The organism is Xenorhabdus sp. TS4 (assembly GCF_014467265.1).
Taxonomy (GTDB): Bacteria; Pseudomonadota; Gammaproteobacteria; order Enterobacterales; family Enterobacteriaceae; genus Xenorhabdus; species Xenorhabdus ehlersii.
On sequence record NZ_NKHQ01000126.1, the window covers coordinates 13670 to 27682 of the forward strand.

Below are 14013 nucleotides of genomic sequence, written 5' to 3' on the forward strand. Positions count from 1 at the left end.
AGGAAGCGGCAATATCATGAGATACCGCCGTTTAATGAGGTTTGATGAAAGGGCGCTGAGGAGTGAGTAATCAATATGGGGCTTATTATTCATCAGGTAAAGCCTTTGCTCTGACACGGGAAACATGAGGACAGGATACTGACAAATCTTTGCGTTCTGTAGGTGGTGCGGGTATGTGATATTTACGAAGGGTATTGATTAGACGTCCGTGTCTAGTTGGTATACGGCTAATACATAGCTGCATACCTTGTCATTCCTTCGGTTGTTCAGGCCATACGATATCAGGCGCAGTAGTGCAATCTATCCGATTGAGTAGTACTCGGTAACGTTTCCATTTTGTTAGTTCAGTAATTTCCTGAACTGTTGATATATCAAGCTCTACAGCATCTTCTAAAGGCATAATTACAGCATTCGCTTTACTCAATAATTTTTTCTTATGTTCATACGCATGAGCAATAAGTTCATCTTGAGTATAGTTCCGCAACTTAATGCTACCATTTGAATACTGCCAATTTCCCAGAGTATCAATGTCATCAGGTAATAATTCAACTTCAACAATGCTTCCGTTTTCAGGGCATATTGATGAAGCATCCTTATTTATCGCAACAATTATACCATTAGAGTCGTACTTTATTTTATACGTGTCGTTATTGAATTTCGAAATACATGCATACCAATCCTGATTATCTTCACTGCGATAAAATATTGCTTTATATTTTTTTTCAATTTCTTTTTCATCTTCATTACTTGGAGGATATCTGGAGAATTTTCTGAAGTGTAACATTATATAAATCCTATATTATACCAAACTCCATTAACTAATTTTTGCAATGGGCGCCGATAAACAGAATCAATGTATTTATCAGCATTATGATTAATAACACCAGTAATAACATATGGTGGAAAATCAGAAAATCCATATGCTTTCCAAACTGACGCGCTTTCCACTGAACCTAAGCGAATATCTTGGATATATTTACCATCAGCATCAAGTTTAGCGAAACGCTCATCCATCAAAGAAGTTACTTCTTCAATTGCTCTTTTAACATCTTCTATTGTTGGAGCCACTACAGAGATATTGCTGTCTTGAGTACTCATATTCATTCCCTCATCTAATCAACAATACACATTGCTAAATAACATATAACATGAAGGCGGTGGGAGACTTCTCCGCCGGTGAACATCAATAAAATCGGTTCATCAATATTGGGGAATAGGGCTTGAATTCAATTTGAGGCATATTTTGATGGTAGGATGGCATAGAATAGCAGGCGGGGCATTAATAAAAATCGTCTCACTGTTGATGAAAATTAAAGCAATAAAAAGGCTGCATAGATTATTGAATAATCAGATATGGAAATTTCCATAACGGAACAATTAATACTCTACGTTCAATAACGGGTATTCGGAACCAAACTTCAAATATACACCTCACCAAATCACGCATCACCTTTCAAATTATAAGCGTTGCTATAGTCGTAATCCGATTGAGATTGAAATTTGACCGAAGTAAGGTTTCTGGTGAGTTAACAGAAGAACGAAATGACCTTTAACAAATAATAAAGTGAGGTGTTTATGTCTGAAGTTAATAAGCTGGATAGTAAACAATGTCCGATTTATCCAAGCCAATATGATATTGATATTGATATTGATATTGATATTGATATTGGTATTGGCGATTATCATCTTAGTACTCCATTCACGGTGAAGTAATACTAATTTCTATTTTTAATGATTTCATTAGGAAAGGAGAATGACATGAAGATTATATCTAGCGCAATTCCAGTCATGTTATCTTATTTATTAGTGTCTTCAGCCTTTGCAGTTGAAGAAAATATTAATATAGAAAAACAGCCCGTTTTTTCTGCTGAATATAATATGGAAGTAAAAAATTCCTCTTTTTCTGAAAACAGCCTTATGATGGTTAAAAAAAGCACTGAATGTATGTACGATAGTGGTGCAGATCAGATAAATATTGAGTCTGGTAACCAGCAAAGTATTTACTTACAGGACAATGATAATTTATTTAGTGGTTGTACACGTATAACCAAACGGGTTGACTGGGCTGTTTCTAGTGGCTCTGTGAGTTGTACTTTAAGCTTTGAGCATGGATACGATTCAGGGTGGTATACACAAATTAAAGGGTGCTCAGATATAGTTAAGAGCGCTATTTGTAATGAAGATGCCAACTGCAATCAAATTAAAGTTTACGGAAGTGAATCGAATATAGATATAAATGTAGAATTCCTTGTTCGGTGAATACGGTAACTTTAAGTTTTATGCAACAAGGCGAGGAATCTCACTTTTTATATCTTGAGTTGGTTAAAAGGTTAAATGGAACAATCCTTCCCTTTAACCCAACCCCTTGATATTCCTTATTTCCGGCAGAGAACCGGAATTCCCATCCTATGCGGTAATTACGCAAAATCAACAAGTTATCTAAAGGTGGGGTTTCTCACCTTTAACTCTTCTACTGGTCAGGCATCCTTCCGTTTCAAACGGAAGCAGTGAAAGAATTAGGCACACAAGGCATTAAATATCAGCGAAATTTTTCGCTCATTCCGAATCAGTCAAATCTTCGTCCGATTAACCCGCCGAAAGCTGCGGGTTAAAATCCGACCAATATTGTATAACTCAAGCCTGAACCACCTGCGGCAACTGTAATGATTTCCGTTATGGTTGAATAGGACGTACTGATTTTCCCGATTTGAAATCGATAAATGCCTGGTTCACATCAAGCTGAAAGTCAGGGCGAATCCAACCCCCATAGGAAACTGCAATTAATTCATGTGCGAATGTGCCGGGTGACATTCCTCCATTGATAACATTGATTGCTTTCTGAGCAGACCCCAAATTCGGGGTCTGGAACGTTTTCAATAACTTAGCTTCGAGTTGCTTAATAAGTTCTTTGGCTTGCTTGGTTTCCAACCATTTGTTAGGCGTTTTGCTCTTACCTTCGCCATTGGCCTTGTGTAATGTGTTCAGGTTGTAGTGCCCGTATTCATCATCCTAAGAAATCTTAAGGTAAAAGCCTCTTTTGGCAGACCAATCAGGCAAATCACCCATCGCTAAATCCTAACAATTCTTAACATTAAAACCGTTTTACGGAGTATTGCAAACTCGTTCCGTACCTGTAACCTGCTGCGCAAACTCAGGCCACATCTGCGCAAGCAAGGTGCGCAAAGCAACAAACTGCGCAAAATGATACCCAAGAAAAGCCGGGGTATTCAGCCATTGCGCAGAATGAAACGGCTAAAACTGCGCAGTAAGAATCGACGGAAAACGCGGGTATTTAGAGGTAATTGTGTAACTGGAAGTTAAGGAATTCACTTATCAAAACTTATCACTTGAACGTTATCAATTGTTATCATTCCCTTAAGAAAACTTAGGATTCAGCCACCAGAAAAATGTTAGGAAATGTTAGGAAATGTTAGGATTCTGCTCTTTTTTATGGGCTGAAAAACTCAATCCATGCTCTTTTTATGGACTCTAAAATCATCAAAGAGTTAAGAAATATTAAGATTAAATGGCTGTCGCAACACGCCTTTTTATGTACATAAATCATCACCCCTAACGTGCCCGTTAATCATCAACGTTCACGTTATAGCTTCTCTATGATCGCCTGTCTGACGAACTCCGCACGATTGCCCCGTGTCACTCTGCTGCCTTTGATATGACTGTCTACGGCCGCAATAACGGACTGCTCACAGGTCACAATGAGCCTTGTTGTCGGTGTGCCATTAAAATAGCGGTTCGTCTGTTTCTTCGTGCTTTGTTGCATATACTCTCCTCGCGCGCGTACTTGGTCGTGTGCCCTGACGATAGCGGCAGGAACCTATCTATACTCTCCTCGCGCGCGTACTTGGTCACTAAATCATCATAGTTTGCCACTTCGGCTTATGTCTTTTCTAAAGTGCAAAAAAGCAGTGTGTCAGGTGTGTCAGTGTGCCAAGTTCGGTATAAAAAATAGACATTTACTTTTAAATCAAATACTTTGATGGGTATGATTTTTGACCGCCTGACACACTCAACTCTCGTTTTGACACACTTTTAGTTTGAGCTGACACACTTTTGATTTTTTTCTTTACTGCCATCCATGAAAAGCGAGTGTGTCAGATTCGATGAAAAGTGTGTCAGATATACCTAAAAGTGTGTCGAGAGTGTGTCAGCTTTTTAACTTAATATTCTTATAAATCAAATTAATGTTATTTTTTATACAGACCTGACACACTTGACACACTACTTTTTCCTCATTGTGTGAAGCGTTTATTCTTCTGGCTGGCAATCCTCCGGTGCATACATCAGCACATAAAACAGTGGGCGAGTTCCATCAACTGTTGGCTAGTGATAGGTCAGCATAGGTTCCCAAATTCATGGTTCTAGACTTTCCTGCCAATTTATATCTGAAGCGCCATGATGGGATTCGATCAATTTCTCTAAAGCGCAAATATAGCCCGTTACCGTCCGCTCTCCCTTCGAACTTCTCACCTGACTTTATCCACGCCCTAATCTCTTTATCTGTGAGCTTAGGCATTGTGCAATCTCCAATAAAAAAGTAGGGGTGTACCCAAAATGATTTTCTAAATGTGCCATGGGTACACCTTTGGGTACACGCTAATCATGCGCTATTGTGATTTGCTCTGCAATGCTCTGATAGTAAAAAAGCCAGTCAACACAAGGTGTATTCTGGCTTTATGATATGTTCTGCTATGTTATGAAACGTTACTCAATATTTTGGATCTGCTCGCGCATTTGCTCAATCAGTACTTTCAGCTCAATTGCAGAATTTGTCACATCCGCATTAATTGATTTTGAAGCCAATGTATTCGATTCGCGGTTAAATTCCTGCATCATAAAATCCAGTCGGCGGCCGACGGCTTCTTTTTTCATCAGGATATTACGTGTCTCTTTGACATGGGCATCCAGACGATCCAATTCTTCTGCCACATCAATACGTTGGGCTAATAAAATTAGCTCTTGCTCAAGGCGGTTATTATCTAACTGAATTTGTGCTTCTTCCAGCTTGGTCTGTAAGCGCTCGCGCTGCCATTGTAGAATTGCCGGCATTTGTTCTCGGACTCTAGTCACTTCCACAGTTACCGCATCCAAACGCTGCTCAATCAGTGTCTTGAGTGCTTGTCCTTCGGTTTCACGACTCTGGATAAAAGCATTCAGCGTCAGATCTAATTCTGCTAACAATTGTGCACTGATAGCATCTAAATCCTGCTCCTCGGCAGACATCACACCCGGCCAGCGTAAGATATCTACCGGATTAATTTCACCTTCATTACTTTTCTGTTTAACCCAGCTTGCTGCTTCAACCAGTTGTTTTGCCAGTTTTTCATTCAGGATCAAGGAATTTTGAGCAAAAGTATCTAACTCAAAACGCAGGTTACATTCCACTTTGCCGCGCGTCAGGCGGGAACGAATGCGCTCACGGATGACAGGTTCAAGGCTTCTGAATTGCTCTGGCAGGCGAATATAGGTTTCCAGGTAACGCTGATTGACAGAACGCAGTTCCCACGCTGCATTTCCCCAATCTCCCCTGATATCTCTCCGTGCAAAAGCAGTCATACTACGGATCATAATTCGTTCCCAATTTATAAAATGATGTGCGGATTATAGCGCTCTGTGTAGATGCAGGATAGGCATTCGCCGCTTTAGGCCGTATAATGCGCCCCTAAAATGTACGAACAACGGAGATCACACTATGAGCTTAGTAGGAAAGCGTCCAGCAGGAAGGTCAGCAGGGCAGGTGCGTCCTATTAAAATGACCCGTCATTACACCAAACATGCAGAAGGCTCTGTTCTGGTGGAATTTGGGGATACCAAAGTGTTATGTAATGCCTCCGTTGAAGAAGGAATTCCCCGTTTTTTGAAAGGCCAGGGACAAGGTTGGATCACCGCCGAATACGGCATGTTGCCACGGGCAACCAATAGCCGTAATGCGCGCGAAGCTGCTAAAGGCAAGCAAACGGGCCGTACGATGGAAATCCAACGCCTGATTGCACGTTCATTACGTGCTGCCATCGACTTAAAAAAGCTGGGTGAATTCACTATTACGCTGGATTGTGATGTGATTCAAGCGGATGGCGGTACTCGTACTGCGGCTATTTCTGGCGCTTGTGTGGCACTGGTCGATGCCCTAAATAAGCTAGTTGCAGAAGGCAAACTGAAAGAAAGCCCACTAAAAGCAATGGTTGCGGCAGTGTCTGTTGGCATCGTTGAGGGTGAAGGACGTTGTGATCTGGAATATATCGAAGACTCTGCGGCTGAAACTGACATGAATATCGTCATGATGGAAGATGGCAGAATGATTGAAGTGCAGGGTACGGCAGAAGGTGAACCGTTCAGCCATGATGAGTTGCTCTCATTGCTCTCATTGGCAAAAGAGGGATTGGATACGATTTTCAAAGCGCAGCGAGATGCGTTAGAACAAGATCCATTAAAATAATAAATAAATCAGGCGGCTGAAGAGTCGCCTTTTTTATGCCTGCAATAAATTTACCTGCAATATAGTAATGAATGACAAGAGATCAAAGAGGAGTAACCCCAATGAAAGCCTATCAGCGCGAATTTATTGAGCTGGCACTGAAAAGACAGGTACTGAAATTTGGCGAGTTTACGCTGAAATCTGGTCGCAAAAGCCCGTACTTTTTCAATGCGGGCCTGTTTAATACCGGACGTGACTTGGCGTTGATTGGTCGTTTCTATGCAGCAGCATTGCTAGATAGCAGAATGAAGTGCGATTTGCTGTTTGGACCGGCTTATAAGGGGATCCCGATTGCGACAACTACCGCAGTAGCATTGGCTGAACATCATGATATCGATATGCCTTATTGTTTTAACCGCAAAGAAGCTAAAGATCATGGTGAAGGTGGAGCGCTGGTTGGTAGCCCTCTGCGAGGTAATGTTGTGGTTGTGGATGATGTCATTACCGCAGGTACGGCGATTCGTGAGTCAATGGAAATCATTAAGCAGCACGGAGCAATGCTATCCGGTGTGATTTTGTGCCTGGATCGTCAGGAACGCGGGCGTGAAACGCTTTCAGCGATTCAAGAAGTCGAACGTGACTACCATTGCCAGGTTTTTTCCATCATTACTTTGAATGATTTGGTGAGTTATTTGCGCGAAAATCCAGAGATGCAATCTCATCTGGAAGCGGTAGAAGCTTATCGCAAAGAATACGGTATTTGATGGTCAGTAATCTGGGGTGAGTGAAAAAAAATCCCTCGCCCAAGATGGGCGGGGTGAGTAGTAGAAATGGCATCTATCTATATGGTAAGGATTGCGACAATGATGCCATTATTAAGTCACTTAGTAGTGAACTCAATGAGCCGGAACATATTAACACAACTCAATAAAAAATCCGCACGTTATCATTCACTGTATAAAGATATGAACTTACGATGCTGCGATAATCTATTGTAGTGGATTAGATTATTGCAGTTGGGTCAATATCAATGGCCAGCGTACTTCAAATTCAGTTGTCGGGCGATAGCGAAATTCAGAGCGAACAAAACGGGAGAGCATCCCCTCACAAAACGCCAGTAACTGTGATGCCAACACAGACTCGTCATAAGTGAATCCTCGCCCATCACGGATTTTTCTCTCTTTTAAAATTTGGCGAAGTTGCATTTCAATTCGCTCAAATAGCTGGTTGATGCGATTTTGCAATCTGTCTTGTTCGAACATTAGCGCATGGCCAGTCATAATACGGGTCAGCCCCGGATTCCTTTCTGCAAAACCCAAAAGCAGGACGAGGATTAACCGAATACGTGTGATGGTGTCTTTTTCATCTTGCAGGATCAGATTGATACGTGAAATTAAGGAATCTTCAATAAACTCAATCAAGCTGTCAAACATCCGGGTTTTGCTCGGAAAATGACGGTAAAGGGCTGCTTCAGAAACACCAACGTTTGCGGCAAGTTTTGCAGTCGTAATGCGTTGGCTGCCATCACTGGATTCCAGCATATGTGCCAGTGCCTGCAAGATTTCCTCACGTCTATTTTTCTTTTTTGTACGTTCTTTTTCTGCCATGTCTGCTAAGACCCCTGCTAAAACAGCAAAACAAATCCAGCTATTTTTTGCCACAACGTTATTGCTGTCAAAAGCGATTGTTGTCAAAAGCCATTGTTATCAAAAACATTGTGAGCAAAAAATATAAAAATCGGTTGACGGTATCAGGCCTTATGGAAAATTATTGACGACCGGAATGGCCAAATCCACCCATGCCGCGCTGGCTTGCCTCAAAATCTGCAACCAAATTAAATTCAGCCTGTACAACGGGCACAAAAACCATTTGGGCGATGCGTTCGCCTGGTTCGATGATGAAAGTTTTATCACCACGGTTCCAAACTGAAACCATCAATTGTCCCTGATAATCCGAATCGATAAGTCCCACCAAATTACCCAGAACAACGCCATGCTTGTGACCCAAACCAGAGCGGGGGAGAATAACTGCTGCCAATTGTTCATCTGCAATATGGATAGCAATCCCAGTTGGCAGAAGTTCAGTTTGGCCAGGAACCAGTTCCACTGCATTATCCAGACAAGCACGTAAATCTAAACCCGCAGAGCCAGGTGTAGCATAAGTCGGTAAAGGAAATTCTTGCCCGATGCGGGGATCAAGGATTTTAACGTCGATTTTTTTCATCATAGCGTTTGAGTATCTCGTCTAATAAGCGGTGGCTGAGTTGTAATTTACCACTGTGGGGTAACTGAACACTACCATCATGCCAGAATAGATGTAATGCGTTAGTATCACTGTTGAAACCGTGTCCGGCCAGGGATACGTCATTTGCGCAAATCAAGTCCAGATTCTTCTGCTTGAGTTTTCCGCGGGCGTATTCTTCCACATTCTGGGTTTCGGCTGCAAATCCAACGACAAATGGACGATTTTTTTCCATGGCCGCAACGCTCGCTACAATGTCAGGATTTTTCACCAGTGTAAATGTGATTTCATCACCCTGCTTTTTGATTTTCTCTGTTGAGATTTGCCTGAAACGATAGTCAGACACGGCAGCGCAACCGATAAAGATATGCTGTGAGGTTACGGTAGCTTGAACTTGTTCATACATTTCCAGTGCACTACTGACATCAATGCGTTTAACGCCTTGTGGTGTGGGTAAATTAACGGGGCCGGTAATTAATGTCACTTCAGCACCACGCTCTGCCGCGGCCTGTGCAATGGAAAAACCCATTTTACCGGAGCTATGATTGCTGATGAAACGGACGGGGTCCAAGGCTTCACGGGTTGGTCCTGCGGTAATAGCGATGTGTAGACCAGAAAGATTTTGCTCGGTGTTGAAATGTTGCATTGCCCGTTCGACGATAGTCATCGGTTCCAACATTCTCCCTGGCCCTACATCACCACATGCCTGGCTGCCTTCAGCGGGGCCCCAAATCAATACATTACGCTCTTTAAGTACGTTCAGGTTATGCTGGGTGGCCTGTGCACGGTACATTTGTTGGTTCATTGCGGGGGCAACAGCAATAGATGCAGCGGAAGCCAGGCAGATTGTGGTGACTAAATCATTCGCCATGCCTGCGGCCAGACGAGCCAGCAGATCAGCAGTAGCGGGCGCGAGAATAATTAAATCAGCCCATTTTGCCAGTTCGATATGCCCCATGGCGGCTTCGGCAGCGGGGTCCAGAAGATCATCTGAGACGGGATGACCAGATACTGCCTGTAAGGTCAGTGGAGTGATGAAAGCTTCTGCTGCGGGAGTCATGACAACGCGTACCTGGGCACCACGATCACGCAAACGGCGCACCAATTCGGCTGTTTTGTAAGCGGCGATCCCTCCGCTGATTCCAAGGACTATTTGTTTACCAGAAAGTTGTTTACCAGAAAGCGGATTATCAGAAAGTGGTTTGCCGGAAAATCCTGTCATTTTGATTGTCCAGATGTCAGTTGCAATTCCTTAAGATTCTATCACAAGAAAATATTGCGTTGAGAACCTTCCCTATTTAGACAGCCAAAAATGGCAAGTTTGCGAAGCGCTGCGCAAGCCTTGCAAGTCGAGCTGGCGGCGATTTTTTCATCATGGAATAGTAGGTGCGAAATGTAGGTGAGTGATGGCACCCATCGTTATGGGGGACTATAGGGCAAGGGAGTGGAACAAAGGATATTGAAGGGGGAGGAAATTATGGATTTAACGGTAATGGAAAGAAACGATGAATTGCATTTAAATCTTCTTCCCCGGGAGAAATTATTGGCTTATGGGGCTGTTTCCCTAACAGATGCGGAATTATTGGCTATCTTTTTACGTACAGGTTCCAGGGGGGTTCATGTCGTACAAATGGCAGAATATCTGCTGAAATCATTTGGTTCGCTTTATCACCTTCTATCTGCGGATTACGATGACTTTTGTGCACATAAAGGCATGGGACGATGCAAGTATGTCCAATTGCAGGCGATATCTGAACTGGCAAAACGATTTTTCTCCAGTCAATTTATCCATGAAGATATCATGAGCAGCCCCACGATAACCCAGAATTATTTGCAGGATTTATTATCCTGGCAAGATCGGGAGATATTTGTGGTACTGTTTTTAACTAACCAGAATAAAGTTATCTGCCATGATGAAATGTTTAAAGGAACGATAAACAAAGTTGAAGTTCACCCGCGTGAAATTGTGAAACAGGCGGTTAAAGTGAATGCCGCATCAATTATTCTTGCGCACAATCACCCTTCCGGCAATCCAGAACCTAGCTTGGCAGATAAATTGGTGACAGAAAAAATTATTGAGGCTTGTGACTTGGTTGGCGTTAAAGTTTTGGATCATATCGTTATTGGCAAGCAATCTTGTGTCTCATTTATGGAAAGAGGTTGGATTTGATACTGTTTTTTCGCGATACGATCAGATCTTAGTTGTTCGGGACTTGAGCATCAGCGAATGAGGGCGTATACTACGCCACCTTTGAGGATCTTGGGTTTGACGAGAAGAGCCTATCTCAGTAAGTTTTTTTACTGGGAAAATGTGAGTCTTTTCAGTGACGTTCTTTTCAGTAACCTCTTTTCAGTAAAGAAAGTTTGCTGAGATGGGCTCCTAAGCCTGACGAGGCGGTCACACCCAATACAAAGCTCGAGCTGATTTGATTTTTGGAGAATAGACATGTCCCGAGTCTGCCAAGTTACTGGCAAGCGTCCGGTGAGTGGTAACAACCGCTCCCACGCATTAAATGCGACTAAGCGTCGTTTTCTGCCTAACCTGCACTCTCACCGTTTCTGGGTTGAGTCTGAGAAACGTTTTGTAACTCTGCGTGTATCTGCTAAAGGTATGCGTGTGATTGACAAAAAAGGCATCGACACAGTTCTGGCCGAACTGCGTGCCCGTGGTGAGAAGTACTAAGGAGCTGAAAAATGGCTAAAGGTATTCGCGATAAAATCAAGCTAGTTTCTTCCGCTGGTACAGGTCACTTCTATACCACTACGAAGAACAAGCGTACTATGCCTGAAAAACTGGAAATGAAAAAATTCGATCCAGTTGTTCGTCAGCATGTTATGTACAAAGAAGCTAAAATTAAATAATTTTAGTGGATTATAAAAAGCCCAGCATTATGCTGGGCTTTTTTATATCTGTTGATAATGCCACTGTAGCTTATTTTAAATTGGGCTATGCGTGTAGACCTATGCATTGTTCAGTTATACTACCGTTTTTTTAATTATGAACCGTCAGGTGTAGCGCTAAAATGGTTAGAAAGACCTTGAATATCTTACATACAGAATCATCGTGTGGTTGGGGAGGGCAGGAAATTCGTATCCTGACAGAGTCTCAGGGCATGATACAGCGCGGACACCATGTGATTATCGTTTGTTGTCCAACTTCAACCCTTTACCGTGAAGCTCATCATTATGGTGTGTCTGTTGTGGCGCTCCCAATTGAAAAAAAACGTCTTTCTTGTCTTCGGGCAATGCGTCATTGGCTAAAAACAGAAGGTCGCCAGTTCGATGTAATCAATACCCATAGTTCTACTGATTCTTGGCTGGTGGCTGCGGCATGTGCCACATTAAAAGGTATGCCTCCGATAGTCCGAACCCGCCATGTTTCGACTCATGTTTCAAAATCCATTGCGACTCGTTGGCTGTATTTACACGCTGGTCAGCATATTGTGACAACCGGAGAAAAACTACGCCAATATTTGCATGTACATAATGATTATCCTCTATCTCATATGACCTCTGTGCCGACAGGGATCGATTTGTCACGTTTTCATCCTGAAAGTAAGTCCTCAAGTCGTCAGCGTATTGGCATCAAAGACAAGCCAACACTGGGCATTGTTGCCACAATGAGAACGTGGAAAGGCCATCGTTACCTGCTTGATAGTTGGAAAATTCTCCATCAACGTTATCCTGATTGGCAATTGCTGTTTGTGGGAGATGGTCCCCAAAGAAAGAATTTAGAGCCGCGAGTTCAGCAGGAAGGGCTGACAGAGAGTGTCATCTTTCTTGGTAATCGCCAGGATGTTCCTGATTGCTTAAATGCAATGGATATTTTTGCTCTACCTTCGTTTGGTAATGAAGGTGTACCTCAAGGCATCATGCAGGCAATGGCGTGTGGATTGCCTGTTGTCTCTACATCGGTGGGCGCGATTACAGAAGCTGTAATTGATGGCGATACAGGGTATATTATCGAACCTAAAAATGTCGAACAATTAACAGAAAGATTAGATTTATTAATTCATGATGCAGGGCTACGTTTACAAATGGGAGAGGCTTCACTGCGACGGGCAATTCACTTATTTGGCATGGATAATATGTCAGAAAAAATGGAGTCTATTTTTTATTCCAGTATAGAAAGCAAGCGGTAATGTTTTGTTTATATTATTTTTATCTGTATTGGCAGAGTAATCTATGCTTTTTATTAACTATTTGAAATATCATTAGCTTTATTTTTGTATGCCTATTGTGCTTATTAACCGTAAATAGAACAGTGACTCACTTTACTGTATAGTACCTTAAGTGCTCCAATCTTTGGATTGATAATTTAATATTCATTATTATGCAACCCCAAAATATTCTAATCATCAATATTGCCCGTTTTGGTGACACCTTGCTAATAACTCCGGTTATTCGTGCCCTGAAAGAAAAATGGCCGGAGGCAAATATTGATATATTTGTGCATAAAAAAACAAAAGAAATCCTTGAAAATATCGATTTAATTAATCAATTGAAAGATTTTTCAAAAGGCAAGGCTAAATGGTGTGGCTGGTTTTCTCGTCGGCACTATGATCTGGCATTAGTCTATGGCCAGGATAAATCCCTATTGCAGTATGCCAAACGTGTAGCAAATTTGGCCGTTTATTTTTCGGATATCTCTGGTAAAAAACCAAATGAGTATGCTATAGCAAGGCCTAGAGAACTTATGCCTGCCCAACAGGAAAGGGCGCTGTTAATCGATTCACTTGGGGTTGAAGTGAGTAATTGGCGTTTGCAGTATAATGTAAGCCTGTATGAAGCGGAGTACGCCAGAGATTTTCTTCAACGGCAAGGGATAGAACGACAATTAAGAATCGGTTTTCAGTTACAGAGTTTTCCGGCAAAAGCCTATCGTGATTGGCCTGTAGAACATTTTTACGAATTAGCTCAACATATTTATCGTGATTATCCGCAGGCGCATATTTTGCTGTTAGGCAGTAAAGATGGTGAAGACAGTGCGCGAATGCTGGCTGAGAAATTGGGCACAAACAGATGCTCATCATTGGCGGGTAAGACTACGATGCGGCAAAATGCGGCAATCATGAGTCAACTTAATTTGTATGTGGGCGTTGATACTGGAACAACTCATCTGGCTGGGGCCTTGGGAATACCAATGGTTGCTCTGTATCACTGCTTTCACCCAGGGCGTTTTCTCGCACCTCAACAACATCCAAAATTAGTGGTAATTGAACATCCTGTAGATTATCGACAGGCAACTCGTCAAGATACAATGTCAGCAATATCGGTAGATCAAGTCTGGCATTCTGTTCAGTACTTGCTGAAAAATGAATGAAAGGATAATTAACCCA

The 14013-nt window shown here is 42.3% G+C and carries 16 protein-coding genes and 2 pseudogenes; 9 read left to right on the top strand and 9 right to left on the bottom strand.

From position 1 onward, the window contains the following. Positions 1-250: 250 nt before the first annotated feature. Both Xets_RS20430 and Xets_RS20435 read right to left on the bottom strand, forming a co-directional pair. Complete coding sequence (locus tag Xets_RS20430; protein WP_187652492.1) at positions 251-784, bottom strand: tail fiber assembly protein; 534 nt, start codon at positions 782-784, stop codon at positions 251-253. Further along, a complete protein-coding gene (locus tag Xets_RS20435; RefSeq protein ID WP_187652493.1) occupies positions 784-1098 on the bottom strand; it encodes a hypothetical protein in 315 nt (104 codons plus the stop codon). Before Xets_RS20435 ends, Xets_RS20430 begins: the two co-directional genes overlap by 1 nt. Before the next feature lie 477 nt (positions 1099-1575). Between Xets_RS20435 and Xets_RS20440 the strand changes: the two genes are divergently transcribed. Together Xets_RS20440 and Xets_RS20445 are read left to right on the top strand one after the other, a co-directional pair. Beyond that, entirely contained in the window at positions 1576-1713 is a 138-nt protein-coding gene (locus Xets_RS20440) for a hypothetical protein (protein ID WP_187652494.1), read from the top strand. A gap of 45 nt (positions 1714-1758) precedes the next feature. Beyond that, positions 1759-2259, top strand: a complete 501-nt coding sequence (locus Xets_RS20445) for a hypothetical protein (RefSeq protein ID WP_187652495.1) — start codon at positions 1759-1761, stop codon at positions 2257-2259. Positions 2260-2673: 414 nt separating this feature from the next. On the opposite strand, the pseudogene Xets_RS20450 reads toward Xets_RS20445, so the two are convergent. The 4 genes and pseudogenes from Xets_RS20450 to Xets_RS20460 all read right to left on the bottom strand — a co-directional run. Next, positions 2674-2991 (bottom strand): annotated as a pseudogene (locus tag Xets_RS20450) (KilA-N domain-containing protein); the annotation flags it as partial. A 610-nt stretch (positions 2992-3601) separates the two neighbouring features. Beyond that, positions 3602-3781: a toxin-antitoxin system protein gene (locus Xets_RS20455; RefSeq protein WP_187652496.1), complete on the bottom strand. Its 180-nt coding sequence runs from the start codon at positions 3779-3781 to the stop codon at positions 3602-3604. Positions 3782-4333: 552 nt separating this feature from the next. Then, positions 4334-4534, bottom strand: a pseudogene (locus Xets_RS22700) (Arm DNA-binding domain-containing protein); the annotation flags it as partial. Between the two features lie 188 nt (positions 4535-4722). Further along, on the bottom strand, positions 4723-5586 hold the full coding sequence (locus tag Xets_RS20460; RefSeq protein WP_099132942.1) for a YicC/YloC family endoribonuclease: 864 nt from the start codon (positions 5584-5586) through the stop codon (positions 4723-4725). A gap of 124 nt (positions 5587-5710) precedes the next feature. Here Xets_RS20460 and rph point away from each other — a divergent pair, with 124 nt between their 5' ends. Both rph and pyrE read left to right on the top strand, forming a co-directional pair. Continuing rightward, positions 5711-6454 carry a ribonuclease PH gene (gene rph / locus Xets_RS20465; RefSeq protein ID WP_099132943.1) on the top strand — a complete coding sequence of 248 codons (744 nt, stop codon included), beginning with the start codon at positions 5711-5713 and terminating at the stop codon, positions 6452-6454. 101 nt (positions 6455-6555) lie between these two features. Next, positions 6556-7197: an orotate phosphoribosyltransferase gene (pyrE, locus tag Xets_RS20470; protein ID WP_187652497.1), complete on the top strand. Its 642-nt coding sequence runs from the start codon at positions 6556-6558 to the stop codon at positions 7195-7197. A 243-nt stretch (positions 7198-7440) separates the two neighbouring features. Here pyrE and slmA read toward each other — a convergent pair whose 3' ends face one another. The 3 genes from slmA to coaBC form a co-directional block, all read right to left on the bottom strand. Continuing rightward, complete coding sequence (gene slmA, locus Xets_RS20475; protein WP_099132945.1) at positions 7441-8040, bottom strand: nucleoid occlusion factor SlmA; 600 nt, start codon at positions 8038-8040, stop codon at positions 7441-7443. A 160-nt stretch (positions 8041-8200) separates the two neighbouring features. Next, complete coding sequence (gene dut / locus Xets_RS20480; RefSeq protein ID WP_099132946.1) at positions 8201-8659, bottom strand: dUTP diphosphatase; 459 nt, start codon at positions 8657-8659, stop codon at positions 8201-8203. Next, positions 8637-9896 (bottom strand): bifunctional phosphopantothenoylcysteine decarboxylase/phosphopantothenate--cysteine ligase CoaBC, encoded by a 1260-nt coding sequence (gene coaBC / locus Xets_RS20485; protein ID WP_099132947.1) that lies wholly within the window; start codon positions 9894-9896, stop codon positions 8637-8639. Before coaBC ends, dut begins: the two co-directional genes overlap by 23 nt. 255 nt (positions 9897-10151) lie before the next feature. On the opposite strand from coaBC, the gene radC reads away from it, so the two are divergent. The 5 genes from radC to Xets_RS20510 all read left to right on the top strand — a co-directional run bounded on the left by radC (position 10152) and on the right by Xets_RS20510 (position 13997). Further along, complete coding sequence (gene radC, locus Xets_RS20490; RefSeq protein WP_187652498.1) at positions 10152-10844, top strand: DNA repair protein RadC; 693 nt, start codon at positions 10152-10154, stop codon at positions 10842-10844. A 276-nt stretch (positions 10845-11120) separates the two neighbouring features. Further along, on the top strand, positions 11121-11357 hold the full coding sequence (rpmB, locus tag Xets_RS20495) for a 50S ribosomal protein L28 (protein WP_038239873.1): 237 nt from the start codon (positions 11121-11123) through the stop codon (positions 11355-11357). An 11-nt stretch (positions 11358-11368) separates the two neighbouring features. After that, positions 11369-11536: a 50S ribosomal protein L33 gene (gene rpmG, locus Xets_RS20500; protein ID WP_010847629.1), complete on the top strand. Its 168-nt coding sequence runs from the start codon at positions 11369-11371 to the stop codon at positions 11534-11536. A gap of 161 nt (positions 11537-11697) precedes the next feature. Then, on the top strand, positions 11698-12816 hold the full coding sequence (locus Xets_RS20505) for a glycosyltransferase family 4 protein (RefSeq protein ID WP_187652499.1): 1119 nt from the start codon (positions 11698-11700) through the stop codon (positions 12814-12816). 191 nt (positions 12817-13007) lie between these two features. After that, entirely contained in the window at positions 13008-13997 is a 990-nt protein-coding gene (locus tag Xets_RS20510; RefSeq protein WP_099132950.1) for a glycosyltransferase family 9 protein, read from the top strand. Positions 13998-14013 lie beyond the last annotated feature (16 nt).

Bases quoted from the DNA above. Each gene is read 5' to 3' on its own strand.
- coaBC (WP_099132947.1), bottom strand. From the start codon at position 9,896: ATGACAGGATTTTCCGGCAAACCACTTTCTGATAATCCGCTTTCTGGT.
- slmA (WP_099132945.1), bottom strand. From the start codon at position 8,040: ATGGCAGAAAAAGAACGTACAAAAAAGAAAAATAGACGTGAGGAAATC.
- Xets_RS20505 (WP_187652499.1), top strand. From the start codon at position 11,698: ATGGTTAGAAAGACCTTGAATATCTTACATACAGAATCATCGTGTGGT.
- rpmG (WP_010847629.1), top strand. From the start codon at position 11,369: ATGGCTAAAGGTATTCGCGATAAAATCAAGCTAGTTTCTTCCGCTGGT.
- radC (WP_187652498.1), top strand. From the start codon at position 10,152: ATGGATTTAACGGTAATGGAAAGAAACGATGAATTGCATTTAAATCTT.
- rph (WP_099132943.1), top strand. From the start codon at position 5,711: ATGAGCTTAGTAGGAAAGCGTCCAGCAGGAAGGTCAGCAGGGCAGGTG.
- Xets_RS20460 (WP_099132942.1), bottom strand. From the start codon at position 5,586: ATGATCCGTAGTATGACTGCTTTTGCACGGAGAGATATCAGGGGAGAT.
- Xets_RS20435 (WP_187652493.1), bottom strand. From the start codon at position 1,098: ATGAGTACTCAAGACAGCAATATCTCTGTAGTGGCTCCAACAATAGAA.
- rpmB (WP_038239873.1), top strand. From the start codon at position 11,121: ATGTCCCGAGTCTGCCAAGTTACTGGCAAGCGTCCGGTGAGTGGTAAC.
- Xets_RS20510 (WP_099132950.1), top strand. From the start codon at position 13,008: ATGCAACCCCAAAATATTCTAATCATCAATATTGCCCGTTTTGGTGAC.
- dut (WP_099132946.1), bottom strand. From the start codon at position 8,659: ATGATGAAAAAAATCGACGTTAAAATCCTTGATCCCCGCATCGGGCAA.
- Xets_RS20440 (WP_187652494.1), top strand. From the start codon at position 1,576: ATGTCTGAAGTTAATAAGCTGGATAGTAAACAATGTCCGATTTATCCA.
- Xets_RS20430 (WP_187652492.1), bottom strand. From the start codon at position 784: ATGTTACACTTCAGAAAATTCTCCAGATATCCTCCAAGTAATGAAGAT.
- pyrE (WP_187652497.1), top strand. From the start codon at position 6,556: ATGAAAGCCTATCAGCGCGAATTTATTGAGCTGGCACTGAAAAGACAG.
- Xets_RS20445 (WP_187652495.1), top strand. From the start codon at position 1,759: ATGAAGATTATATCTAGCGCAATTCCAGTCATGTTATCTTATTTATTA.
- Xets_RS20455 (WP_187652496.1), bottom strand. From the start codon at position 3,781: ATGCAACAAAGCACGAAGAAACAGACGAACCGCTATTTTAATGGCACA.